The sequence below is a fragment of the Planococcus sp. APC 3906 genome, from assembly GCF_030407685.1.
In the GTDB taxonomy this organism is placed as follows: domain Bacteria; phylum Bacillota; class Bacilli; order Bacillales_A; family Planococcaceae; genus Planococcus; species Planococcus koreensis.
This window is the reverse complement of sequence record NZ_JASDCW010000008.1, coordinates 77,603-103,602: the sequence shown is the minus strand read 5'-3', so window position 1 is coordinate 103,602 and position 26,000 is coordinate 77,603. Positions and strand designations below refer to the sequence as shown.

The following is a 26,000-nucleotide window of genomic DNA, read 5'->3' as shown; positions in this document are numbered from 1 at the left end:
AAAGTCCCTACTTTCTATCGTGGTCGTGGTCATCCAAAAAATCCTTGCTGAAACTGGTTTTGGAATCATACGAAGTTTTTTTGTATTTTGCCCCTTTAATAAGAACGCTTTTGCCGAATTTCGCTTCCAATTTCGACATCAGCTCCAAGAGCGGCTCTTCTTTTGCGTGTTCTTGAAAATTAAAGATGGACAATTGTTCCGTCATGTCCCCTTTGTCTGCAACGTTCGACACCGTGACGCCGACCAGCCGCAGCGGCTCGCCGTTCCAATGCTTCGTGAAAAGCTGCCATGCGTTGCGGAAAATGTCATCCGCTTTCCACACGGTATTGTTCAACGTGATGCTGCGTGTGCGGTTTTTCCAATCGGCGCTGCGCGTCTGGATGCTGACAGTCGGTCCGGAAAGCTCTTTGGACTCCAGCCGGTTCGCTACTTTTTGGGAGAGCCGCTTGAATACCGCTTTTAATTCCGCTTCATCGGTTTCATCGATTGGCAGCGTCGTCGAGGTGCCGACACTTTTGGTGTCGTAAATCGAATCAGGGTCGACAATGCGGTCATCGATGCCGTTTGCCCGATTCTGCAGCCGCAATGCATTCTTGCCCATTTTTTCTTTCAATAAGCCATTATTGGCCACAGCCAATTCGCCGATCGTTTCAATCCCAAGCCCCTTGAATTTAGCGGCTGTGCTTTCGCCAACGCCGTGCATGTCGATGACCGGCAACGGCCATAATATTTGCTGGATGTCCCGTTTCCGCAAAATCGTGATGCCCAGCGGCTTTTTCATATCGGAAGCGGTTTTCGCCAGAAACTTATTCGGTGCAATGCCGATGGAACATGGCAAGTCCAATTCAGACAGCATGCGCTGCTGGATTTCCTTTGCAAGCTCAACTGGATGGTGCAACTCTGCCAATTCCGTTACATCAACATAGCCTTCATCGATCGACACCGGCTCGACGCTGTCGGTATATGAGCGCAGAATGTCAAACATCGCTTTTGATGCGGTCCGGTAGCGTTCAAAATTCGGCGCCATCAAAATCAAATCCGGGAATTTGCGCTTCGCTTCATGGACTTGCATCGTCGTGTAAATGCCGTGTGCCCGAGCTTCATAAGAACACGTCACAATGATGCCGCGCCGCTCTTTCGGGTTTCCCGCAATCGCCAGCGCTTTGCCTTTCAGGCTAGGATCGTGGGATTGCTCCACCGATGCGTAAAAACTATTCATATCGATATGAAATATCACTCGACCCGCCATGTTAATCGCTCCACTTTTCATTGACTTCTATTGCTTTATTTTACCACAGCGGCCGGGCGAATGTCCGTACCGCTCCTGCTTTCGATTGAAGGCAAGCAAAAGAGAGGGCAGGACCGCCCTCTCTTTTTGCCGTGCTATTTTTAACGTATTTAAACTTTCGCGGACTCTTTGACGATTTCCACTAAAAGCTCAGCCAGCTTCTCGAGTTCTTCGATCGGCATGCGCTCTTTTTTTGTATGGATTTCTTCGTAGCCCACGCAAAGATTAACAGTCGGAATGCCGAAACCGTTAAAGATATTGGCGTCGCTTCCGCCGCCGCTTGTCAGCACCGGTGAAGGCCGGCCAATGTTCGCCGCCGCTTTTTTCGCGATTTCCACAACCGGCTCCGTTTCTGCGAAATGGAAGCCCGGATACATCAGCTTCACTTCAGTTTCCGAGCTTCCCCCCATGCTTTTCGCCATGTCTTCAAAAACCGATTCCATATGGGCTGTTTGCGCAGCCAATTTGTCTTCTTTGATCGAACGGGCTTCTGACAGGATATGGACTTCATCACAGACGATGTTCGTCGCTTTGCCGCCTTCGAAACGGCCGATGTTCGCCGTCGTTTCCGAGTCGATGCGGCCCAAGGTCATTTTTGAAATTGCTTTAGCTGCAATCGTAATCGCAGAGATGCCTTTTTCAGGCGCAACGCCCGCATGAGCTGTCTTGCCATGGATGGTCGTCCATAATTTCGCTTGGTACGGCGCAGAGGTGACAATGCCGCCGACTTGTCCATCGCTGTCGACTGCGTAGCCGTATTTCGCAAACAACAGCGAGGCATCCATTTCTTTTGCTCCGACAAGACCGCTTTCCTCGCCAGCCGTGATCACCAATTGAATATCGCCATGCTCAATCTCGTCTTCCTGGATCGAGCGGATCATTTCCAAAAGCGCGGCAATGCCGGCTTTGTCATCCGCGCCGAGAATCGTCGTGCCATCGGAATGCACGTACCCATCGCGCACCACCGGCTTGACGCCCTTGCCCGGCACAACCGTGTCCATATGCGCCGTAAAATAGATGGCTGGAACGTCTTGTGCTGCGCCGCGCAATGTGGCAATCAAATTATTGGCGCCGTGGCCATTGTGGAAAGATGAATTATCTTCCGCTACATGAAAGCCGATCGCTTCCAATTTGTGTTTTAAAACATTAGCAATTTCGCCTTCGTTTTTCGTTTCCGAGTCGATCTGCACCAACTCAAGAAATTCTTTCAGCAATCTGTCTTTTTTCAAGATTGGTACCCCTTCTCTTATAACGGCATATTGCCATGTTTTTTCGCTGGCCGTGAATCTTTCTTGTGGCGCATCATTTCAAGCGCCTGTATCAATTTGATGCGCGTTTCACGCGGATCGATGACGTCATCGACCATGCCTGCAGCTGCTGCAACATAAGGATTCGCGAATTTCTCACGGTATTCCTCGATTTTAGCTGCACGTGTTTCTTCCGGATTATCACTCGCTGCGATTTCGCGCGCGAAGATGATGTTCGCTGCGCCATTCGGTCCCATAACCGCGATTTCCGCATTCGGCCATGAATACACCAAATCCGCACCAATCGATTTCGAGTTCAATGCAACATACGCGCCGCCGTAAGCTTTGCGCAAAATGACCGTCATTTTCGGCACAGTTGCCTCTGAATAAGCATACAGGATTTTCGCTCCGTGGCGAATGATGCCCCCGTGTTCTTGCTTGATGCCTGGGAAGAAGCCCGTAACATCTTCGAACGTGATCAACGGAATGTTGAACGAGTCGCAGAAACGGATAAAGCGTGCCGCTTTATCGGAAGAATCGATATCAAGCCCGCCCGCCATGACCTTCGGCTGGTTGCACACAAGGCCGACTGTTTCGCCTTTAATGCGGGCTAGGCCGATGACGATATTGCGCGCGAATTCAGGCTGCACTTCCATGAAGCTGTCGGTATCGACAACGTCTTCAACTACGCGGCGAACATCATACGGGCGAATAGCTTCATACGGGACGATGTCTGCCAGGTTCGGACGGTAATCGTCCTTGTCGTCGACAGCAAGCCGCGGCGGCATTTCCTGGTTGTTCTGCGGCAAATAGCCGATCAAACGGCGCACCATTTGCAGTACGCTTTGTTCAGTATCCGAACGGAAATGCGCATTTCCGCTGATTGCGGTATGTACTTTCGATCCGCCAAGGTCTTCAGACGAAATCTTCTCGCCTGTTACGGTTTCGATGACTTTCGGGCCTGTGATGAACATTTGGCTCGTCTTGTCGACCATGAAGACAAAATCCGTGATGGCTGGCGAATACACCGCGCCGCCGGCAGATGGCCCCATGATGACGGAAATCTGTGGAATCACGCCAGAATAAATCGAGTTGCGGTAGAAAATATGTCCGTAGCCATCAAGCGACAATACGCCTTCCTGGATGCGTGCGCCGCCTGAATCGTTCAAGCCGATAAACGGCGCGCCATTTTTTGCGGCCAAATCCATGACGTTGGCGATTTTCTTCGCGTGCATTTCACCTAACGCGCCGCCGAAAACCGTGAAATCCTGTGAAAACAAATAAATCGGCCGGCCGTTCACTTTGCCGTAGCCGGTGACAACCCCTTCACCTGGCCCTTTCGCCATCCCAAAATCCGTCGTGCGGTGTTCCATGAACGGGCTCAATTCAACGAACGACCCTTCATCCACAAGCAAGTCGATGCGCTCGCGCGCTGTCAGCTTGCCTTTTTCATGCTGCTTGTCGATGCGGTCTTCGCCGCCGCCAAGCTCGATTTCGCGTTTCCGGTCATACAATTCATTGATTCTTTCGTAAATGTCCATTCTCCCACTCCTCAATCATTGCTTTTCACAAAGTTCGTATAATACCCCATTCGATGATTTTGGATGCAAGAAAGCCACTAACGCACCGCCAGCTCCTGGCTTCGGCGATTCGCTCAGCAATTGCACCCCGTCTGCGCGAAGCTCTTCCATGCGCTGTTCAATGTTTTCAACACCGAACGCGATATGGTGAATGCCTTCGCCTCTTTTTTCCATAAATTTAAAAATCGGGCTAGTGTCGTCCATCGGCTCCAATAGCTCCAACTTGATGTTGCCGGCATCGATGAATGCCACACGCACTTTCTGTGATTCCACTTCTTCGATTTTCAATAAAGGGCAGCCGAGAACGTCCGTGTAATAAGGCAGGACTTGTTCCAGATTCCGCACCGCTATTCCAATATGGTCGACTTTCTTCATCTTTTTCATCCCCTTTAGTATGTTCTATTTTATTGTACAGATTTGGCCGGCAAAACTCTAGCTGTTGCGCCACATTTCGCGCCTTAAAAGCTCTCCCTATAAATGTTTTTGGAAATATGCTATCATTTCTTTAAAGACTAAAACGGTATAAAGGAGCAATTTGTTAATGAGAAACCAAGCTTTCCGCAAAATTGTTGTCTACTCCATGATCGCCTTGATGCTTTTGTCATCATTGTTAATGGGCCTAAGCTTTATCGTATAAGCTAGTTCAAACCCCCTGCAGAAAATTCTGCAGGGGGGTTTTTCGAGAAAACTCTTCATTCCGCTTCAGTCGGACGCTTTCCGCGGGCCTGGCTTCAGTCTCCTCGTCGCTATCGCTCCTGCGGGGGCTTCAGCTCAGGCTTTGCCCGCTGGAGTCGCCGCCTTCCGCTTCATTCAGAGGTGTTTCTTAATAACTAGTTATTTCTTTGATCGAAGAACTCTAAAGTTACATAAGTCGCTTCGCTAGCTTTCGGCACTTCAATACTCGTCTCCTGATATGGAGCAAAACAGCGGAGAAAACCCTACTGCTCCTGCAGTGCTACGCACTTCGTCGCAAAGACATGGCCTCGCTAGCTTCGGCCAATGTCTTGCCCGCGGCAAGCGGAGCTGTTTTGTGGAATATCGGATTTATAATTTCCAAAAATTTTTCTGCCAACAATAAAACCAGCGGAAGCTATGCTTCTGCTGGTTTTTTGTTGGTAAACCCTTGATAAGATGACTTGATCTCCAGGTAGCTTTCCATTTCCTCGATAACTTGGTACAGCGCAGCCATTGCCAGAAACTTTTCATGGTTGTCCGGCAGCGGCATTTTGGCGAAGTCTGCTTTCACTGCGTCAAGCTTGCCGAGGTATTGGTCAGCGGTATTGCCTGAATGGACGTGCGCGGCTAAATCCTCCAGAAACTCCGCCACCAAATGGGATTGCCCGACTTCGGCAGGCAGTTCGGTGATTTTCGGCAGGATGAGCTCGATGATGTCGAGCTGCTGCTCACGCATGTCGAAATAACGATAGTATTTGTTCTCGAGCCGGGTGACGTGATTTTCAACATCCTGGTAGGCGAGCGCTTTTGCTTTTTTCACCAGCTTTTCGCTTTCCATCAGCTCAGCGCCGGTCCAGGTGGATTCTCCCTGGCGCAGATAATTGGCGATTTCGTAAAAAATCGTCGAGTACAGCTGCTCGATTTGGCTGCGGTAATCATCCAGTTTTTTCTCGATGCTCGGCATGTAAACGTTGACTGCCAGCGCAGTGCCGAAGCCGACAGCCATCAATACCACTTCGTTCAGCAGAAGGCCGCCGGTCAAATTTCCCGCGTCGTAGATATGCAGCAAGATGACGGCGCTTGAAACAAAGCCGTCCGAAAATCTCAGCGACACCAGAACTGGGATGAACAGCAGAATCATGATACCGAACACGATTGGATGGTACGCGATGCCTTCAAAAAAGACGAATGCGTAGGCAATTCCGATGAGGCTTGCGACAAAACGCGAAAAAGCTGCACGGATGGATTTTTTCTTGGTCGGCTGAATGCACAGAATCGCGAGGATACCGGCCGATACGTAATAATCCAATTGCAAAAGCTGCGCCAGGTATATCGCAATCGCGGCTCCGGCTGCTGTCTTCATTGTACGGTAGCCAATTGAAAAACGCTTCAGTTTCATGTTCCACCCCTCTTTTCAGCCAGATTCTCTTTGTATTCACGAACGCAGAAAACGCTTTCTACAAAAAAATGCCCCTAGAAAAGGGGCATTTTAGCATTAGATTTCGTTGCAATGTTTCTCGAACAATTCCTGGATGTGTGTAATTACAGACATCGGGTCATGCCCTTCGATTTCATGGCGTCCGATTTCGTCCACCATTTTTCCGTCTTTCAGCAAGACGAATGATGGGGATGACGGCAAGTGGTCATCGCCGAAAATGTGGCGCGCTTGCGCAGTCGCTTCTTTGTCTTGGCCAGCGAAAACCGTCAACAGGCGGTCCGGGCGCTTATCATAATGTACGGAATGCAAAGCTGAAGGGCGTGCAATGCCGCCTGCGCAGCCGCATACCGAGTTGATCATAACAAGGCTCGTGCCGGGTTGTGCAAAGGCTTCATTGACCTCTTCTGCTGTTTCCAATTGTGTATAGCCGCCGTCTACCAATTCCTGGCGCGCTTGTTTAACGATATCGTTCATCATGAAGTTAAAATCCATAGCCATTCGTTAACCACTCCTTCTAATTTCCTCTTTCAATCATAGCAGGACTTGAAAAGACTTGCAAAAAAGCTTACTCGAATAAATCCGCAATGGCTTGCGATACGGTGAGCTCTTCGTTAAGGACCTGCTGCTCCAGTTTTTTCACTTTGCCGCTGCGCTCCCGGTCGCCATAGAACCGGCTCAGCAATTCATCGGTGATCATCGACCGGAACCAGTCTTTCGTCTGGTTCTGCCGGCGCACGGTGAAATAGCCGCTCACTTTGACCGTATCTTCGAATTGCTTAACCATATCCCAAATCTCACGTATACCTGTTTGTTCGAGTGAAGACGCAGGCAATGCCTGGGTCTTCCAGCCTTCTGTCGCGCGCTGCAGAAAATGCAGGATTTGCTTGTATTCACGTACCGTCTTTTCGACAAGCTTCATGTTGTCGCTGTCCGCTTTATGGACGATGATGGCGTCAGCGAGTTCCAGAATGCCTTTTTTCATGCCTTGGAGTTCATCGCCTGCACCGGTCAGCACGAGCAGCAAGAACATGTCGACCATGCCGCGCACCAAGGTTTCGCTTTGGCCGACGCCGACGGTTTCCACCAAAATGACATCGTAGCCCGCCGCTTCGCACAACAGCATCGTTTCACGGGTCTTTTTGTGGACCCCGCCCAGCGTACCGGCAGTAGGTGACGGCCGGATAAATGCTTTCGGGTTTCGAGCCAGGTTTTCCATGCGGGTCTTGTCGCCTAGGATCGAACCGCCGGTCACTGAGGAACTTGGGTCGATGGCGAGCACCGCCACTTTATGGCCTAGCCCTGTCAGCATTTCACCGAAGGTTTCGATAAACGTGCTTTTTCCCGCTCCGGGTACACCGGTGATGCCGATGCGGATGCTGTTGCCGGTATGCGGCAGCAGCCGGTTCAGCAAATCCTGCCCCGTCTGCTTGTCTTGCGGATTCGAACTTTCCAGCAGCGTGATCGCTTTGCCCAAGTGGATGCGCGATCCGCCCAATACCCCTTCAGCCAGTTCAGCGGTTTTGGAGCCTTGCGCCTGCGGTTTTTTGAATTTCTTGCGCGGCGCGGACTTCATGCCATCGTGGCTGGCTTTGACGCCTTCCATGACCCGCCGGGAACCTTTTTCGCGGTCCATCAGTCGGCCACTTCCTCATAGCCGAGGCGGCTGTAAATCTCTTCGATGACTTTTTGGGCCGCAACCGGGATGACCGTGCCGGGTCCGAAGATGGCGCTCGCTCCGTTATTGCGCAGGAATTCATAATCCTGCGCCGGGATGACACCGCCGACAACAATCAGGATGTCTTCACGGCCGATTTTCTTCAGTTCAGCCGCCAAATCCGGCACCAAAGTCATGTGTCCGGCTGCCAGCGAGCTTACGCCGATGACGTGGACGTCGTTTTCTGCTGCTTGTTGCGCGGTTTCGGCAGGCGTCTGGAACAACGGCCCGATATCCACATCAAATCCAAGGTCCGCGAATGCTGTCGCGATGACTTTCGCTCCGCGGTCATGGCCGTCCTGCCCCATTTTGGCAATCAGGATACGCGGACGGCGCCCTTCGTTTTCAATAAAGTCTTCCGTCATTTCCTTGACGGTTTCCATTTCCTGCTGGTTCGAGAAGTTTGAACTGTATACCCCGCTCACTGAACGGATCACCGCCTTATGCCGTCCAGATGCCTCTTCAATGGCATCCGAGATTTCACCCAAGGTCGCACGGTTGCGCGCTGCATCCACTGCGCATTCCAGGATGTTCTCTTCCCCAGTTTTAGCAGCAGCTGCAAGGCGGCGCAATGCCACGCCGACTTTTGCGCTGTCGCGCGTCGCTTTCATGTGTTCGATGCGCTCGATCTGCTTTTTGCGCACCATGGTGTTGTCGATGTTCAAAATATCAATCGGGTCTTCCTCATCCAAGCGGTAGCGGTTGACTCCGATGATGATTTCTTCGTTCGAATCGATTTGCGCTTGCTTTTTCGCAGCCGCTTCTTCGATGCGCATTTTTGGCAGGCCGGTTTCAATCGCTTTCGCCATGCCGCCAAGCTCTTCCACTTCTTCGATCAATTGCCACGCTTTCTCCATCAATTCATTGGTCAACGCTTCGACGTAATACGAACCGCCCCACGGATCGATGACTTTCGTCATCAAGGTTTCTTCCTGCAGGAACAATTGCGTATTGCGGGCAATGCGGGCAGAAAAGTCCGTTGGCAACGCAATCGCTTCATCAAGTGCGTTTGTGTGCAGCGACTGGGTATGGCCCATCGCCGCCGCATTTGCTTCGATCAGCGTGCGTGTGACGTTATTGAACGGATCCTGCTCGGTCAAGCTCCAGCCTGAAGTCTGCGAATGTGTCCGGAGCGCAAGTGATTTGTCGTTTTGCGGATCAAACGATTTCATCATTTTCGACCAGATGGCGCGGGCTGCACGCATTTTCGCGATTTCCATGAAATAGTTCATGCCGATGCCCCAGAAGAACGACAGGCGCGGCGCAAAAGCATCGATGCCGATGCCGGCTGCAAGGCCGGTGCGGACGTATTCCAATCCGTCGGCAAGCGTATACGCCAATTCAATATCGGCTGTCGCTCCCGCTTCCTGGATATGGTAGCCGGAAATCGAAATCGAGTTAAATTTCGGCATTTTTTCAGATGTGTATTTAAAGATATCCGCGATGATTTTCATCGACATGGCAGGTGGATAAATATACGTATTGCGCACCATGTATTCTTTTAAAATATCGTTCTGGATCGTCCCTGCCAATTGTTCCGGCGACACGCCTTGTTCTTCTGCCGCAACAATATAAAATGCCATGATCGGCACAACTGCGCCGTTCATTGTCATTGATACCGACATTTGGTCGAGCGGGATGCCGTCAAACAGGATTTTCATGTCTTCTACGCTGTCGATGGCAACGCCGGCTTTGCCGACATCTCCGACAACGCGCGGATGGTCGGAATCATAGCCGCGGTGGGTCGCCAAATCGAATGCAACCGACAGCCCTTTTTGGCCCATTGCCAAATTGCGGCGGTAAAACGCATTGCTTTCTTCAGCCGTTGAAAATCCGGCATATTGGCGTACTGTCCACGGACGCGATACGTACATCGTCGGGTAAGGGCCGCGCAAATTCGGTGCAAAACCAGGCAAACTGTTTTCAGTGCCATCCATGTCCTGCGCTGAATACACAGGTTTGACGGCGATGCCTTCATTCGTTTCAAAAGGTTCTTGCTGGATCGCTTCTTGCGGCTCCAGAGACAATTGCTGTAAATCGACTTTAGAAAAATCCGGTTTAGCCATGTCAGAAGGCCCCCTTTCCGAGACTTAAGATTGCTTCCAATTTCGAATTGATGTGCTTGCCGTTGTAAATCGAATCCGTAATTCCGTGTTCACTCCAGGATTCACTGCGCTCTTTCGGAATTCGCCCTGCCACGTCTACTGAAGCAGACGTTTGCAAGCCCGGCAGAATGCTGTCGATTGCCTCTGCCGGTCCGCATAGCACGGCATAGTCGATTTCATGTTCAGCGAGGAAGCTATTCACTTCTTCCGCCGCCTTCAATTCCGGGCTGATCAATGGTTCGAGCCCTGCGACTGCTAGGAAACCGACCACGAAATCCGACTGGGCTTTTACGGTTTTCAATGGCGCCAGGTGGACAATCGCCGTTTTTAAAATCAGCTCTTTGCTGAGTGCACGCATTTTTTCAAACGGCGCAGCTAAGCGCTTCGCTGTGATGTACTCCAGATGGCTTTCGTCGATCGCACCGTCTTTGACTGCTTCCTGCGGGTCAGCGTAGACATTCGTGCCGATCAGTGAAGCGTTGCGCAAAGCGATCTGCTTTTTGCGCTCCAGCCATTTCGCCTGCATATCGTTCGCCAACCAGCCAGACTGCATGACTTCCGCATAGCCGCCAGCTTCTTCGATTTCGAGGAAATACTGCCAAGCTGCTTCCACGTATTCCTGTGTCAGCGACTCGATGAAATAAGAGCCTGCTGAAACGTCAAGGACATGTGCCGCATGCGCTTCTTCTTTGATGACCAGCTGGACGTTGCGCGCAATCCGGCGGCTTTTGCTATTCGGCCCCGTCAAGAAATCATGCGGATGAACCGTATGCGCGTTTGTGCCGCCAAGGACTGCCGAAAAAGTCGAGTTGCCCGCTCTCAGCAAATTGACGTATGGATCCAGTTTCGAATAAGAACGAACCGATGTTTCGGTAAAGACCGGTACCGCTGGCGCTTTTTCGCCGTATGCTTCACAAAATGCGTTCCACAACACGCGGAATGCGCGGAGCTTCGCGATTTCCTGGAAAAATTGAGTATCGACTGCAAAACGGACCCAGATTTTTTCAGCTTGCGCGCTGAAATTGCCGGTTTCCATTGTTTCCGCCAAAATGCTGAGCGCCACGCCAAGTTCATGGATAATCGTGCCGCCTGCACCGTGCACAGGGATCGTATCGATCAAGACGGTGCGCACATTCGCCGGAGCCGTTACTGAGAACTCTGCTTGAATGGCTCCCTGCACATGCGAAAGCTGCTGCTCATCAATAAAATCAAAAACCCGCAAGATGCCGTTATCGTCGGATCCCAATTTGAAGTACAGCGGATGCGTCACGATGAGGCCAGCGAGCTCTTCTAATTCTGCATCTGCCCATTGCAAATTCTTTTGGCTCGTGTAAACGATCGTTTCATTTCCGCGCGCCAATTCTTCTTTTGCTGCTGCTAAAAAATCCGCAGCCGTTTCGTAAGCGGTTTCTTGAGCAACGAACCAGCCTGGAAGCCGTTTTCCATTTTGTACAGCCGCCGCTTGGCTCTCGGCAGCATGGCCGCGTTTTTCAAACATTTCTTTTGTATATAACGGTTCTAAGGTGATGCCTTCTATCGTCGGTGTTCTTAAAGTTTCATCCAGCGGTTTGCCTTTCAGCGCTTTTTCAGCCGCTTCCCGCCAGTCTTCATATGTACGTTCGGAAAATTGGGTCTTTTTCATCGATTCGATAGTCAAGCTGTTCCCTCCCTAAAGGTCTCTATATTCATTTTACCCGACTATCCGCAGACATAAAAGGAAAAAAAGCCTAAAGTCCGCAGACTTCAGGCTTTCCATCAATAAACGGAAGTGTTTTCCTTGTTCATGTTTTCCAGAATTTCTTTGACGCGTCCGAGGAATTGTCCACAGACAAGTCCGTCAAGCACGCGGTGGTCGAGCGATAAACACAAATTGACCATGTCGCGGGCTGCAATCATGCCGTTGCCCATGATCATAGGGCGTTTGACGATTGACTCGACTTGCAGAATTGCCGCTTGCGGATGGTTGATGATGCCCATTGACTGGATAGAACCGAACGATCCTGTGTTGTTGACAGTAAACGTTCCGCCCTGCATATCAGCAGAACCCAATTTGCCGTTGCGGGCTTTCAATGCCAAGTCGTTGATGTCGCGGCCGAGGCCTTTGACGGACTTTTCATCTGAGTTGCGGATGACAGGCACGAACAACGCGCTGTCTGATGCAACTGCGATCGAGATGTTGATGTCTTTTTTCTGGATGATCTTGTCGCCAGCCCACATCGAGTTCATCATCGGGAATTCTTTCAAAGCCTGTGATACAGCTTTGACGAAAAAGGCGAAATACGTAATGTTGAAGCCTTCTTTTTTCTTGAATTCGCCTTTGATGGAATCGCGGTAAGAGACCAGGTCAGTAACATCCACTTCGATCATCATCCATGCGTGCGGCGCTTCGTGCTTGCTCTTCAGCATATTGGCAGCGATTGCGCGGCGGACGCCTGTTACCGGGATTTCGATATCGCCAGGGGCGCTTTCGATCGGCGCTGACTTCGCTGCAGGAGCTGCAGCCGGTGCTTGCTGTGCAGCTGCTTGAGGCGCAGGAGCTTCCTCGCGAGCAGGAGCTGCAGGTGCATCGCCGGCTTTCGGGATGTTGCCGCTCTCGATCAGTTTCAACAAATCTTTGCGCGTGATGCGCCCTTCATTGCCTGATCCATCGACTTGTGCAAGATCGATGTCGTTGTCTTGCGCGAGGCGCAGGACTGCTGGCGAGTAGCGGGCTTTCGAGCCGGACGGGCGGACCGGTTGTGACTGGCCATTGGCGCCAGCCGGTTGTTTCGATACCGCTGTATCTGCTGCAGGCATCGTGTTTTCTTTGCCGGTGTCCGCTTGTTGAGGTGTCGCGTCTTCAGCTGGAGCCGAGTCGCCGCCTTCTGTTTCGATTGTGCAGACGATTTCGCCAACTGCGAGGGTTTCGCCTTCTGCAGCAATCAATTCCTTGATGATGCCGGTAAACGAAGAAGGGACTTCTGCCGTTACTTTATCTGTATTGACTTCCGCCAGCGAATCGTATTTATTGACGTGGTCGCCAGGAGCGACAAGCCATTTTTCAATGGTGCCTTCTGTGACACTTTCGCCAAGCTGGGGCATTTTGATGTTCTCAATAGCCAAAGGGATTCCTCCTTATTTGCATTTCTGATCGGGCTTCAGCAGCTATTCCTTCAGATCTTCAGCCTTTTAGGACATAACAGGCGCTTCCGCTTTTCTTTTGATCCAGCTGCAGCGCCCAGCTCCTCGAGTCGCTTCAGCCTGGCCAGCAATGGCAAAAGACGCCATTACATGCCAAGCTTCCAGCGCTTGTCGGAGCTAATCGGGCGCTTCCGCTTTTCTTGTTTAGAATTCCGCTAGTTCACGCATTGCTTTCTCAACTTTATCCGGGTTGATCATGAAGAATTTCTCCATAGTTGGCGCGTATGGCATTGCGGGAACGTCTGGGCCAGCCAGGCGCTTGATCGGAGCATCCAGGTCGAATAGGCAGTTTTCAGCGATGATCGCCGCTACTTCGCCGATTATGCTTCCTTCTTTATTGTCTTCTGTGACAAGAAGTACTTTGCCGGTCTTCTTAGCGGCTTCGATGATGCCTTCTTTGTCCAATGGGTAAATTGTGCGCAGGTCCAGGATGTGGGCGGAAATGCCGTCCTCAGCAAGGCGTTCTGCCGCTTGGAGCGCGAAATGCACAGCCAGTCCGTAAGTGATGACTGTGATGTCGTCGCCTTCGCGTTTCACATCGGCTTTGCCGATTTCAATCGTGTAATCTTCTTCAGGCACTTCGCCTTTGATCAGGCGGTAAGCACGTTTGTGTTCGAAAAACATAACCGGATCTTCGTCGCGGATGGCCGCTTTCAATAATCCTTTTGCATCGTATGGAGTCGACGGAATGACGATTTTCAAACCAGGCTGGTTTGCGAAAACGGCTTCCACCGATTGCGAATGGTACAACGCGCCGTGGACGCCGCCGCCGAATGGCGCACGGAACACGATCGGGCATGACCAGTCGTTGTTTGAGCGGTAACGGATGCGCGATGCTTCCGAAATGATTTGGTTGACAGCCGGCATGATAAAATCCGCAAACTGGAATTCCGCTATTGGGCGCATGCCGTACATCGCTGCTCCGATTGCAACTCCGGCAATCGCCGATTCTGCAAGTGGTGCATCGACAACGCGGTCTTCACCGAATTGATCGTAGAGGCCTTGCGTCGCTTTGAACACGCCGCCTTTTTTGCCGACGTCTTCGCCAATAACGAAAACATTTTCGTCACGTTCCATTTCTTCTTTCATGGCAAGCGTGATGGCGTCAATATAATTCATAACTGCCATTATTCGTTACCTCCTTGTTCCGCGTAGACGTATTTCAGCGCGTCTTCCGGTGCAGCGTACGGTGCGTTTTCAGCATAATCCGTCGCTTCGTTGACAAGAACCATGATGCGGGCGTTGATGTCCGCTTCCAGTTTGTCGTCCATGATGCCGTTTTCCTTCAAATAAGCGCCGAATAAGAGAATCGGGTCTTTTTCTTTTTGCGCTGCTAGTTCATCAGCTGAACGGTATTGGCGGTGGTCATCGTCTGATGAGTGGGCCGTCATCCGTTCTGAAACGGTTTCGATCAAGCTTGGGCCTTCGCCGCGGCGTGCGCGGTCTGCAGCTGCTTTGACGTGTTTGTATACTTCGATCGGGTCGTTGCCATCGATTGTGACGCCCGGCATGCCGTATCCAGCTGCTCGGTCCGACACGTTCTTGCTCGCCACTTGGCGGTCATAAGGAACGGAAATCGCGTATTTATTGTTTTCGACCATCGTAATGACCGGCAATTTATGGACGCCTGCAAAGTTCAAGCCTTCGTGGAAATCCCCTTGGTTTGAAGAGCCTTCGCCAAGCGTTGTAAATGTGATGAAATCTTTTTTCTTCATTTTCCCAGCCAATGCAACGCCGACTGCATGCGGCAATTGCGTCGTAACCGGTGAAGAACCTGTCAAGATGCGGTTTTTCTTCTGTCCGAAATGACCAGGCATTTGGCGTCCGCCTGAGTTCGGGTCTTCCGCTTTAGCGAAAGCTGAAAGCATCAAATCTTTCGGCGTCATGCCGAAATGCAAAACGACACCTAGGTCGCGGTAATAAGGTGCGATATAGTCTTTGGTGTTGTCCAGTGCAAATGCTGCACCGACCTGAGCCGCTTCCTGTCCTTGGCAAGAAATAACGAACGGGATTTTGCCCGCGCGGTTTAGCAGCCACATGCGCTCATCGACGCGGCGCGCCGTCAGCATTGTTTCGTACATTTTCAGCAAATCGTCTTGTGACAAACCTGCATCTTCGTGTTTTGAAGCCATTGAAATTCCCCCTTTAGCTATGAATCGCTTTGCCGTCTACAGCCAACGCCGCTTCGCCCATCACTTCTGACAGTGTCGGGTGCGGATGGATGGTTTCGGCGATTTCCCACGGAGTCGCATCCAGAACCATGGCCAGGCCAGCTTCTGAAATCATATCGGTAACGTGCGGCCCGATCATGTGAACCCCTAAGATGTCGTTTGTTTCTTTATCGGCAATGATTTTGACGAAGCCGTCTGATTCCCCGTAAACAAGCGCTTTGCCGATTGCTTTGAATGAGAATTTGCCGACTTTGACATCATGCCCTTTTTCTTTTGCCTGCTCTTCAGTGATGCCGACGCTTGCCGCTTCCGGATTGGAATAAACGCAGCGCGATACCAAATCGTAATTGATGGCATGTGGATTATTGCCCTTGATGTGCTCAACGGCCGTAATGCCTTCGTGGGATGCAACGTGTGCCAATTGCAGGCCGCCAATGACATCGCCGATTGCGTAAATATGAGATTCTTTTGTCTGGAAGGAAGGTTTTACTTGGATAAAGCCTTTTTCCACGATGATGTCCGTGTTTTCCAGGCCGATGTTTTCAACATTTGCCTGTCTGCCCACAGAAACCAGCATTTTTTCTGCATTGAACGTTTCCATTCCGCCTTTTACTTCAGCTTGGATCGTTACGCCGTTGTCGCCAGTTTCGAGCGTATCCGCCATCACTTTTGCACCGATTGCGAATTTCACGCCTTTTTTCGACAGCAATTTCAGCATTTCTTTCGACACATCTTTGTCTTCAGTCGGAATGATGCGGTCTGCGTATTCAATGACCGTCACTTCTACGCCAAAATCATTGAGCATCGATGCCCATTCAATGCCGATAACGCCGCCGCCAACGATTAAAATCGATTTCGGCAACTCCTGCATTTGAAGCGCTTCATCGGAACTCATGACAAATTCGCCGTCAATCGTCAAGCCCGGAAGTGTCCGTGGACGAGAACCGGTCGCGATGATGACGTTATTAGGAATCAGCATTTCGTTTTCTTCGCCGTTTGCCATTTCAACGGAAACCGTGCCGGCATTCGGTGAAAAGATTGACGGCCCAAGGATGCGGCCGATGCCTTCGTAGACGTCGATCTTGCCTTTTTTCATCAAGCCTTGAACGCCTGCATGTAATTGGTCGACAATCGCTTGTTTACGCTGTTGGACGCGTGAAAAATCCAATGACACGTCTCCAGTGACAACGCCGAAATCAGCTGCATGGTTTTTGGTGGTTGCGTAAACTTCCGCGCTGCGGAGCAGCGCCTTGCTTGGAATACAGCCTTTGTGCAGGCATGTTCCGCCAAGATTGCCTTTTTCGACAATCGCTGTTTTTAATCCTAATTGAGCCGAGCGGATGGCGGCTACGTAGCCGCCTGTTCCGCCGCCCATAATGACGACATCGTAATTTTGTGCCATGGTTGAAGACGACCTCCTTCGTTATTTTCCTGCCGGGTAAATCTTCGCTTGTTCTTCTCCGTTCAATACGCGTGCTGCCCCTTCGGCTAGAGCCTGGAGCTCATTTTCACCTGGCATGACAACAACGTCTGCAATCCAGCTGATGCGGTTCGTAATCGACTCCACGAAACTTTTGCCGTAAGCGAGTCCGCCAGTCAGAATAATCGCATCCACTTTACCTTCAAGAACAGCGCTTGCTGAACCGATTTCGCGCGCCACTTGATAAGCCATCGCGTCATAAATCAGTTTTGCTTCCATGTCGCCTTTTTGGATCCGTTTTTCCACTTTTACCGCGTCATTCGTCCCAAGATATCCGACCAAGCCGCCTTGTCCGACGAGCATTTTCATGATTTCCTGGCGGTAATACTGGCCCGAGAAGCATAATTCAACCAAATCACCTGCCGGAACCGTTCCCGCTCTTTCCGGGCTGAACGGCCCGTCACCGTGAAGGCCGTTGTTGACATCCACGACACGGCCGCCGATATGTGCGCCGACTGTTATGCCGCCGCCCATATGAACGACGACCAAGCGCAAGTCGCTGTATGCGCGCCCTGACTCTTTCGCGTAGCGGCGGGCAACCGCTTTTTGGTTTAATGCGTGAAAAATCGATTTCCGTTCAATCAATGCAAATCCTGACACGCGTGCAATCGGATCCAATTCATCCACGACGACCGGATCCACGATGAATGACGGTATGTTCAATGCCTGAGCAATTTCAAAGGCAATGATGCCGCCAAGATTCGAAGCGTGCTGGCCCGATACGCCTTTGCGCAAATCGTTCAGCATCGTTTCATTTACTGCATAGGTCCCGCCTTCGATCGGCCGAAGCAATCCACCGCGTCCGCAGACCGCGGACAAATTGGAGACATTCATGCCTTCTTCGTCGAGCGCTTCTAGAATGGTTTGTTTGCGAAATTCGAATTGGTCGATGATTGACGTGAATTGTGCAAGCGATTCCGTCGAATGGCGGATGGTGTTTTCCATTATCAGGATATCGTTGTCAAAAACACCGATCTTAGTCGAAGTCGAACCTGGGTTTAAGACCAAAATCCGCTGCTGCTGTTTTTGCACAGCGATCCCTCCATTTCTTCTTTTCAGTAAACTACACAAGCAGCAGGCGCCAACCGGGTTGAACCGGCCGTGCCTGCCTGCCATTTAGCGTCTTGAGATGATGTTGTGTTCGTTGCGCAAGAATTGGCTTCTTGATTTGCGCATACGGTCGATGCGTTCTTCCGCCATACGGTCCGCAGCCTGGTAGCTCGGAATTCCGTCGCGTTTCGAGATTTCAAAAATGCGTGTGATGCTGTCGTAAATGGTTTCAACGCGCTTCATCGCACGTTCGTTGTTGTAGCCGTATAATTCATCCGCAACATTGATAACGCCGCCTGAGTTGATAACAAAATCCGGTGCATAAACAATGCCAAGTGCTTCAAGCTCATCGCCGTGGCGCTCTTCTTTCAATTGGTTGTTCGCTGAACCAGCAACAACTTTGACTTTCAATTGCGGAATCGTTTCGTCGTTGATGATGGCGCCCATTGCGCATGGTGCAAAGATGTCCGCTTGCTGTGAGTAGATTTCATTCGGTGCAACGGCAATCGCTCCGAAGTCTTTCACTGCGCGTGCTACTGCTTCCTGGTTGATATCCGTTACGATCAATTTTGCGCCTTCTTGGTGCAAGTGTTCGCAAAGTGTGTAAGCTACGTTGCCGACGCCTTGCACAGAAACCGTTTTGCCTTCTAGTGAATCGTCGCCCCACGCTTCAAGCGCAGCTGCTTTCATACCGATGTAGCAGCCGTAAGCTGTAACTGGTGACGGGTTGCCTGAAGAACCGAATGCTGGAGAGATCCCTGTAACAAAATCCGTTTCTTCGTGGATCAAGTCCATATCCGCAACTGTTGTGCCGACATCTTCAGCTGTGATGTAACGCCCGTTCAAGCCTTGGATAAAGCGGCCGAAAGCACGGAACATTTCTTCGTTTTTGTCTTTCAATGGATCACCGATAATAACGGTTTTGCCGCCGCCCAAGTTCAAGCCAGCTGCTGCGTTTTTATATGTCATTCCGCGTCCAAGGCGGATTGCGTCTTCGATTGCTTCTTCTTCTGTTTCGTAGTTCCACATACGCGTTCCGCCAAGAGCCGGCCCTAAAGTTGTATCGTGGATGCAGATAATCGCTTTCAATCCTGAAGTTTTATCTTGGCAAAACACCAATTGTTCGTAGTCGTGCTGTTCCATTCTTTTGAAAATTTCCATTGTCAAGTCCCCCTAGTATGTTTGTTGACTGCTTGATGAGCGGATAGCCAGCGCGAGCGAATAAAGCTTCGTTTCAGCGCTGTCTGCACGGGAAGTCAAAACGATCGGCGCTTTCGCACCCGCAATGACGCCCCCCACTTTTGCTTTTGCAAAATAGACCAATGATTTGTATAGGATGTTGCCGGATTCGATTGTAGGTACAAGCAAGATGTCGGCTTTGCCGGCGGTTTCGCCTGTGATCCCTTTATGGTGGGCCGCAGCTACAGACACTGCATTATCCAAGGCCAAAGGGCCATCGACGATGCAATTCTTGATTTGGCCCCGCTTGTTCATCGCGGTCAGTGCAGCGGCATCCAATGTCGCCTGCATGGTCGGGTTGATCACCTCAACAGCAGCCAACGGCGCCACTACTGGAAGTTCGACTCCAACAGATCGCGCGATCGAGACAGCGTTTTCAATTAATTGCGCTTTTTGTTTCAGGTCCGGCTCGATGTTCATGCCGGCATCGGTGATAAAAATCAACCGATCGAAGCCTGGGATTTCGAAAGCTGCGACGTGGGACAATACATTGCCTGTCCGCAAGCCATAATCCGGATTCAGCACTGCTTTCAATAAAACGGCTGTCGGGATATGCCCTTTCATCAAAACATTCGAATCGTTCATATATACGGATTTGACAGCTTCTTTCGCCGCTTGGGCACTGCCGCTGACATGGTGGATCTGGATTTTCGGATGGCCGGCCAAGTGCGGAAAATCACGTTTGATCATTTCCTTCACTTTCACTTCATCATCGTACAGCCGGAAACTCGCCAAATTGCGTTCGAGCGCCATGCTGACGGATTCAAGAACTTCGGAATCTGCCGCCGCAGCGACAGCTACCGTATTATCGGCTTCCGCTGAAATTTCATCCATTATTTGCGTTAATGTGGTCATTTTTTCACCCCATTCCCTTTTAATTAAAACAGATTAAAACGCATTATATAAGGCTTGTAAGCGCTTTATTTTACAATAAGCGCCTTTTTCTTTGCAATTTCTTGCAAAACCATGCAAGATGTTGCAAATCACATTAAGCCGTATTTTTCAAGTTTGTAATAAAGCGTGCGCAAGGAGATTTCCAGCTGTTTTGCGGTTTTGGATTTATTGCCTTTGAACTGTGTCAGGGAATGGTGCAAGATGCCCCGCTCCACTGCATCCAATTGTTCCTGCAGCGGTACCGATGATTCGATGACCACTTCATTTTTCGCTTCGGCCGCCCTCAGCATGTTCAGCGGGATGTGTTCTTCGGTCAATACCTTATCGTTCATCTGCATGAAAATCATCGATCGGCTGATGACATTCTCGAGTTCCCGCACATTGCCCGGCCAATCGTAGACACGCAGCAATTGCATGGCCTTCTCCGTTACCGTTTCGATATTGCGGCCGTATTCCTGATTCAACTTCATCAGCAGGCGGTCGACGATGCGCGGAATGTCTTGCTTGCGGTTGCGAAGCGGCGGGATGAGGATCGGCATGCGGTTCAGCCGGTAATACAAGTCTTCCCGGAACGTGCCGCCAAGCAGCGCTTTTTCCATATTGGCGTTTGTTGAGGCGATGACCCGGACATTGACAGGAATCGGCTTGGTGCCGCCGATTCGCAGCGTTTCGTGTTCCTGCAGCACACGCACCAATTTGCTCTGGATCATCGGCGACAATTCCCCGATCTCGTCCAGGAAGATGCTGCCGTTATTGGCTTCCTCGAACAAGCCTCTTTTCTCTCCGCTTTTCCCAGGAATGGCGCCTTCTTCGTAGCCGAACAATTCACTGTCTAGCAGCTCTTCCGACAAAGCAGCACAATTGACGCGCACGAATTTATTGAATTTCCGTTCGCTTGCGCTGTGGATGGCATGGGCGAACAATTCTTTGCCGGTGCCCGATTCGCCGCGCAATAAAACCGTAACGAGCGTTTGTGCGGCCAATTTCGCCTGCTGCAGGCTCAACTGCATTTCAGACGACAAGCCGATGATGTCATCAAATGTGTATTTCGATTCGAGCGTACGGATGATGCTGCGCGCCCGGTCAAGCTCTTTCATGAGCGAGCGGATTTCGGTGGTGTCGTGGATGACCCCGACACTGCCTTTCAACTTGTTGTCGACAATGATCGGTGCAACATTGACGATGACTTCCCGGTTTGCGGGGCCCACTTTCAAATTGACGCCGCGGTATGGCTTGCGCGTCTGCAATGCTTTCAAATGCATGCTTTCCCCTTCGGAAATGTCCGCCGATGCGGGCTGGCCGATGACCTGATCCATCTCAAGGCCGGTGATGCGGGTGTAAGCTGGGTTCACGAGCAAGCCGATCCCTTGTTCGTCCACAACCGAAATCGCGTCGTCGCTGGAAGCGATGATCGCTTGGAGCATCGTCTGGATCTCTTTCAAGTCGGTGATCTGTTCAGCGAGGGATACCACTTCCGTTATGTCTTTGAACACAGCAAAGGCGCCAATCGTCTCTCCGAATTCGTCGACCATCGGAAAACGCGAAGTGACAATTTTCAGGCCGTTCTTCAGCTCTAGCTCCCGGTTCAATTCGGTTCGGCCGGTTTCAAAAATCCGCGGCAATTCACTCATCGTAATCAGTTCGTTGATGGGATGCCCCATCGCTTCTTCGGCACTGACTTCGATCATGCGGGACGCGCTCCTGTTGATGAAATTGATGCGCCCTTTCCGGTCGATGCCGATCATCCCTTCTTCCACTGAATTGAAGATGATGTTCTGTTTGTGGCTGACTTCACTCATCAATGAAATGAACTGTTCTTTTTCGGTGACCAAGCGTACCAAGACATTGGCGATGCCCCCTGGGATAATGACCGTTTTCTGTGGGAATAGGCCAGGCAGCTCGCGCTGGACTTCTTCGCTGCCGGAAACGTTGAATACCATATCAACCTCTTCGTTGGCAAAATCATGGAAATCCGTACTGACGCGGATGCCGTTTTTCTGTGCAGCGAGTATCGCGGGCGCCTGCAAATTAAGGTCAGCGACGCCGTAGACATTCAAATATTCCGATTCCATCAAAATTTGGAGGATGGCTGATCCGCCTGCCCCGCCTCCGATGACAACAACGTTTTGCAAAGGACTTCAACCCTTCCGATTAATCTATGCAATTTCTTGCAATGCTCATTCAAGCGTACAGCAGGATTAGATTCTTGACAAGCACCAGCAAAGTGGAAAACAATAGACGGAGAAGGAGTGGAAACATGGGACGTCTTATCGCTTTTATCATCTTGCTCATACCGGGAATCCTCGCAGCTTACGGCATCAAATTGATGCGCGATACCTTGTTCAATAAATTGCTTGAGCCTTATCCGGCATTGTGGCTTCAGTTTACGCTCGGCACCATTTTCGTCGTTCTCGGCATCGGCTTTTTCGCCGGTTTCCTGTTGAACCGCGACCGCAAAAAAGGAACCGTTTCAAAACGGTTCCAGAAATAACGCCGTCCGGCTAAAAAAAATTGCGTCTACCCTTTCGAGGGCGGACGCAATTTTTTTGTTACCCGGTGCGGGTAGTCTGTAATGATGCCTTTCAATTCCGGCGCTAATTTCTTCATCGCAGCTTCCCTGCCGCGGAAGCCATAGACACGAACAGTCTTTTCCATACCATGAAGAGCTTCTAAAAACCGCTTCGAGTAAATCCGTTTATGGAGATGGATGCTGTCGACCCAGTGCATCCCTTCGAGCATTTCCAACGGTATTCTTTTCTTCAGGATCAACGCCATTTCCGCTTCAGGCAGCAATGCTTTCATATCCCGGAGGAGCTCCGGGTGGAATGAGGACACATGAAAGTCTTCCGCCCCTTCAAGCATTGAAGCGATAATGCGGGGACCATCCGAATGTTTCATAAAGGAGCTCTTCAATTCGATGTTCAACGGCACCTTTTTATCTTTGGCCCACTGGATGACTTCGTAGCCGAGCGGGATGGAGTCGTGCCAAAACCTGCGATGCCACCGCTTGCCGATTTTCAATTCTTTCATCAAGCTGTATTCGGCTTCATCAATTTTCAGGTTCTTTCCGCTGAGCCGCTTGAGATTATCGTCATGAAAGACAATTACGACGCCATCTTTGGTGATCTGGAGATCCAGCTCGATGCCGACGCCGCTTTCGCCTGCTTTGCGGAAAGCATTCCAGGTGTTCTCGAGCGAATAGCCAGATGCCCCGCGATGGGCGTATATTCTCAGTTCAGACACGTTAAACCATCTTCTTTCTTTATCATTCGCATTCGTTTGAATAGCGTATTTTTATCATCATCACAAAATATTATAAAGCTTTCAATGCGATTTGTAACCTTTTATTTCAGCTCATCGCTTGGATTTATTTAAGAAAAAAAGCCGCTTGCAGCACCGGGATGGGCTTGCAAGGCGGCGTGGGCGGCAATGCGGGTTTACTTCCCTTGCCCATTTTTAGTGCTGTTGACAATCATCGCGATAAATTTCGAATTGGTCGGTTTTTCTTTCAACAACTCTTCGCTGTATCCGAATATAGCAGATATGTGCCGCGTATCGTCTCGATTCCATACCAGTTCGATGGCGTGTCGAATGGATCTTTCAACACGCGTCGGTGTTGAATCCATCCGTTCTGCGACATTCGGATAAAGTTCCTTTGTCACTTTATTGAGCAGCGTGGGATTATCCATCACTTGGGAAATCGCTTCTTTCAAATAATGATAACCTTGGATATGGGGCGGAATCCCGATATCTTTCATCAAAGCAATAATTTCTTCGTTCTTCAACGCCGCCGTTTTTTTCGGATTTTCCGGCAGCGGCCGGCTTTGCATAATGTGGTTGATCTGGATTGCCAGCCGTTCGGCTTCGAAAGGCTTCATGATGAAATAGGAAGCCCCGTTTTGGGCTGCCTGCGACATGATCGATTCCTGGCCGAAAGCTGACAACATGATGACTTCAATATTGCGCAAACCTTCATCTTCTTTGATGGCGTCGAGAACCGCGATGCCATCCAAATAGGGCATGATGATGTCCAGCACCAGAACATCGATTTCATGCTGGCCCAGCATTTCAATGCACGTCTTGCCGTTATAGGCGACAGCGACTACTTCCATATTTGGTTGGCTGCTCAAATAATCGCTCATTAGTTTGACTAAGTCGCTATTATCATCCGCGATTGCAATTTTTATCGTTTCCATCAACTAACTCCTCCTGCTAGGTGCTTTTGCACTTCTATCGCAACGAAAGTTTTCTATCTTTTGCAAGGGTCAGCAATTCCTCGGCATGCTGCAGCGTCAAATCAGTGATTTCCGCACCAGACAGCATCCGGCTCATTTCTTCGGTACGTTCCTGGCCGTCCAATTCGTGGACTGCCGTTGTCGTACGCTGCTTCCCGACTTTCTTTTCTATAAAGAGGTGCTGATCCGCCATCGCTGCAACCTGCGGCAAATGGGAAATGCACAGAACTTGCGAATGGACGGAAATCGCCGCAATCTTCTCGGCAATCGCTTGGGCGACACGGCCGCTGACGCCCGTGTCCACTTCATCGAATATGATCGAAGTGATGCCTTGGTGTTTCGAGAAAATCGTCTTCAATGCCAGCATCATCCGCGACAATTCGCCGCCTGAAGCAACTTTCGTCAGCGGCTTCAGCGGCTCGCCAAGATTGGTGGAAATATAGAACGAAATGACATCTCCGCCGTTGCGGTCAAATCGGCCGTTTGGCAATGCACTGAAATTGACTTCAAAAGAAGCTTTGCCCATGTGCAGTTCACGCAATTGCTCCATGATCGCCTTGCCCAATTTGCTTGCGGCTTTTTTCCGCAAAATGGTCAATTCCTCCGCGTCGACGCGCAAGTCTTCGGTCAATTCCTTCAACTTCGCTTGATCGAGCTGATAACGCTGGTCACGGTTGACGAGTTTGTCCAATTCATCCGCTTGCTGTTCGTGATAAATGAGAATATCTTCAACAGAAGCGCCGTATTTGCGCTTCAACGATTGGATCAATGCCAGGCGCTGTTCGATTTCGTTCAATCGGCTCGGGTCGAATTCCATATCGTCAATCAATCGCTTGATTTCAGAAGAGACGTCCTGCAGCTGATAAAACGCACTTGACACCAGTTCGGAATGGCTGCCGAATTGTTCATCGACAGACGCGGCATGTTCGAGTTCCGACATCGCGGAACCAACCCAGTCAAGCCCTTTTGATTCGCCTTGAATGGCTTCATGGGCTGCAGACACCGATTCATAAATCTTGGTGAAATTCTGCAGCTTTTTCCGTTCCTGCAGTAAATCCTCTTCTTCGCCCGCGATCAATTCCGCAGCTTCGATTTCCCGCAATTGGAACGTCAGCAAGTCGATGCGCTGGGCAATTTGCTGTTCGTTTTCATTATAAGACGCAAATTCCCTTTTCAGCTTCATGTATTTATCGTAGGTGTGCGAATAGCTTTCTTTCGCCTTGCCCAAAGAATTCCCGGCGAACTGATCCAAGAGATGCAGATGCTGTTTCTCATCCATCAACTCCTGGGTTTCATGCTGGCCGTGGATGTCGATCAGCGCCCCGCCAATTTCCCGCAGAATCGAAATCGTCACCAATTTCCCGTTGACGCGGCAGACGTTTTTGCCTTTATCGTTCAGTTCGCGGCGCAGCAAAATCTCGCCATCTGTCGGCTCCATGCCGAAATCCGCTAATTTAGCGAATACCGGATGCTTGGCATCTTCTATCGAGAAAAGGCCTTCAATTTCAGCTTTCTTCGCGCCATGGCGGATAAATTCCTGGCTTCCGCGGCCACCTGCAAGCAAATGCACGGCATCTATGATAATCGACTTTCCGGCGCCGGTTTCCCCAGTCAACACGGTCAGTCCTTCTGTAAAACTGACTGTCAGCGCTTCGATGATTGCAAAATTGCGTATATCCAATTCACGCAGCATATGTCCACCTC

Annotated in this window: 22 protein-coding genes; 2 read left to right on the top strand and 20 right to left on the bottom strand. The window is 50.6% G+C overall.

The window, feature by feature from the left end:
• Positions 1–7: 7 nt before the first annotated feature.
• The 4 genes from QMA09_RS07020 to mce form a co-directional block, all read right to left on the bottom strand.
• Positions 8–1,249 (bottom strand): DNA polymerase IV, encoded by a 1,242-nt coding sequence (locus QMA09_RS07020; protein WP_290212551.1) that lies wholly within the window; start codon positions 1,247–1,249, stop codon positions 8–10.
• A 149-nt stretch (positions 1,250–1,398) separates the two neighbouring features.
• Complete coding sequence (locus QMA09_RS07015) at positions 1,399–2,520, bottom strand: M20/M25/M40 family metallo-hydrolase (protein WP_483313546.1); 1,122 nt, start codon at positions 2,518–2,520, stop codon at positions 1,399–1,401.
• Between the two features lie 14 nt (positions 2,521–2,534).
• Positions 2,535–4,076, bottom strand: a complete 1,542-nt coding sequence (locus QMA09_RS07010) for an acyl-CoA carboxylase subunit beta (protein ID WP_290212549.1) — start codon at positions 4,074–4,076, stop codon at positions 2,535–2,537.
• A gap of 15 nt (positions 4,077–4,091) precedes the next feature.
• Positions 4,092–4,490: a methylmalonyl-CoA epimerase gene (mce, locus tag QMA09_RS07005; protein ID WP_135504762.1), complete on the bottom strand. Its 399-nt coding sequence runs from the start codon at positions 4,488–4,490 to the stop codon at positions 4,092–4,094.
• Positions 4,491–4,656: 166 nt separating this feature from the next.
• Between mce and prli42 the strand changes: the two genes are divergently transcribed.
• Positions 4,657–4,752, top strand: a complete 96-nt coding sequence (gene prli42, locus QMA09_RS07000) for a stressosome-associated protein Prli42 (RefSeq protein ID WP_158290622.1) — start codon at positions 4,657–4,659, stop codon at positions 4,750–4,752.
• Between the two features lie 453 nt (positions 4,753–5,205).
• Here prli42 and QMA09_RS06995 read toward each other — a convergent pair whose 3' ends face one another.
• From QMA09_RS06995 to QMA09_RS06935, 13 genes are all read right to left on the bottom strand, one after another.
• The gene (locus QMA09_RS06995) at positions 5,206–6,189 is read right to left on the bottom strand and encodes an aromatic acid exporter family protein (protein ID WP_290212548.1); all 984 of its coding nucleotides are present in this window, start codon (positions 6,187–6,189) and stop codon (positions 5,206–5,208) included.
• A 96-nt stretch (positions 6,190–6,285) separates the two neighbouring features.
• Positions 6,286–6,726 carry a BrxA/BrxB family bacilliredoxin gene (locus QMA09_RS06990; RefSeq protein ID WP_135504760.1) on the bottom strand — a complete coding sequence of 147 codons (441 nt, stop codon included), beginning with the start codon at positions 6,724–6,726 and terminating at the stop codon, positions 6,286–6,288.
• Between the two features lie 67 nt (positions 6,727–6,793).
• Positions 6,794–7,861 carry a methylmalonyl Co-A mutase-associated GTPase MeaB gene (meaB, locus tag QMA09_RS06985; protein WP_290212547.1) on the bottom strand — a complete coding sequence of 356 codons (1,068 nt, stop codon included), beginning with the start codon at positions 7,859–7,861 and terminating at the stop codon, positions 6,794–6,796.
• Positions 7,861–10,008 carry a methylmalonyl-CoA mutase gene (gene scpA / locus QMA09_RS06980; RefSeq protein WP_290212546.1) on the bottom strand — a complete coding sequence of 716 codons (2,148 nt, stop codon included), beginning with the start codon at positions 10,006–10,008 and terminating at the stop codon, positions 7,861–7,863. Before scpA ends, meaB begins: the two co-directional genes overlap by 1 nt.
• Position 10,009: 1 nt before the next feature.
• Complete coding sequence (locus QMA09_RS06975) at positions 10,010–11,704, bottom strand: methylmalonyl-CoA mutase family protein (RefSeq protein WP_290212545.1); 1,695 nt, start codon at positions 11,702–11,704, stop codon at positions 10,010–10,012.
• Between the two features lie 98 nt (positions 11,705–11,802).
• On the bottom strand, positions 11,803–13,149 hold the full coding sequence (locus QMA09_RS06970) for a dihydrolipoamide acetyltransferase family protein (protein WP_290212544.1): 1,347 nt from the start codon (positions 13,147–13,149) through the stop codon (positions 11,803–11,805).
• 222 nt (positions 13,150–13,371) lie between these two features.
• Entirely contained in the window at positions 13,372–14,355 is a 984-nt protein-coding gene (locus QMA09_RS06965) for an alpha-ketoacid dehydrogenase subunit beta (protein ID WP_135504750.1), read from the bottom strand.
• Positions 14,355–15,359 (bottom strand): thiamine pyrophosphate-dependent dehydrogenase E1 component subunit alpha, encoded by a 1,005-nt coding sequence (locus QMA09_RS06960; protein ID WP_290212543.1) that lies wholly within the window; start codon positions 15,357–15,359, stop codon positions 14,355–14,357. Before QMA09_RS06960 ends, QMA09_RS06965 begins: the two co-directional genes overlap by 1 nt.
• 13 nt (positions 15,360–15,372) lie before the next feature.
• Positions 15,373–16,800 carry a dihydrolipoyl dehydrogenase gene (lpdA, locus tag QMA09_RS06955; RefSeq protein WP_290212542.1) on the bottom strand — a complete coding sequence of 476 codons (1,428 nt, stop codon included), beginning with the start codon at positions 16,798–16,800 and terminating at the stop codon, positions 15,373–15,375.
• 21 nt (positions 16,801–16,821) lie between these two features.
• Positions 16,822–17,910 (bottom strand): butyrate kinase, encoded by a 1,089-nt coding sequence (buk, locus tag QMA09_RS06950; protein ID WP_290212541.1) that lies wholly within the window; start codon positions 17,908–17,910, stop codon positions 16,822–16,824.
• Positions 17,911–17,994: 84 nt separating this feature from the next.
• Entirely contained in the window at positions 17,995–19,089 is a 1,095-nt protein-coding gene (locus QMA09_RS06945; protein WP_290212540.1) for a Leu/Phe/Val dehydrogenase, read from the bottom strand.
• Positions 19,090–19,101: 12 nt separating this feature from the next.
• Positions 19,102–20,022, bottom strand: coding sequence for a phosphate butyryltransferase (gene yqiS, locus QMA09_RS06940; RefSeq protein ID WP_290212539.1), 921 nt, complete (start codon positions 20,020–20,022; stop codon positions 19,102–19,104).
• A 128-nt stretch (positions 20,023–20,150) separates the two neighbouring features.
• The gene (locus QMA09_RS06935; RefSeq protein ID WP_290212538.1) at positions 20,151–22,193 is read right to left on the bottom strand and encodes a sigma-54 interaction domain-containing protein; all 2,043 of its coding nucleotides are present in this window, start codon (positions 22,191–22,193) and stop codon (positions 20,151–20,153) included.
• Between the two features lie 125 nt (positions 22,194–22,318).
• Here QMA09_RS06935 and QMA09_RS06930 point away from each other — a divergent pair, with 125 nt between their 5' ends.
• Positions 22,319–22,552: a DUF2627 domain-containing protein gene (locus tag QMA09_RS06930; protein WP_135504737.1), complete on the top strand. Its 234-nt coding sequence runs from the start codon at positions 22,319–22,321 to the stop codon at positions 22,550–22,552.
• Positions 22,553–22,578: 26 nt separating this feature from the next.
• Here the strand turns inward: QMA09_RS06930 and QMA09_RS06925 are convergent, their stop codons facing one another.
• The 3 genes from QMA09_RS06925 to recN form a co-directional block, all read right to left on the bottom strand.
• The gene (locus tag QMA09_RS06925; protein WP_290212537.1) at positions 22,579–23,304 is read right to left on the bottom strand and encodes a glycerophosphodiester phosphodiesterase; all 726 of its coding nucleotides are present in this window, start codon (positions 23,302–23,304) and stop codon (positions 22,579–22,581) included.
• Positions 23,305–23,498: 194 nt separating this feature from the next.
• A complete protein-coding gene (gene spo0A, locus QMA09_RS06920) occupies positions 23,499–24,257 on the bottom strand; it encodes a sporulation transcription factor Spo0A (protein ID WP_290212536.1) in 759 nt (252 codons plus the stop codon).
• Between the two features lie 34 nt (positions 24,258–24,291).
• A complete protein-coding gene (recN, locus tag QMA09_RS06915) occupies positions 24,292–25,989 on the bottom strand; it encodes a DNA repair protein RecN (protein WP_183736495.1) in 1,698 nt (565 codons plus the stop codon).
• Positions 25,990–26,000 lie beyond the last annotated feature (11 nt).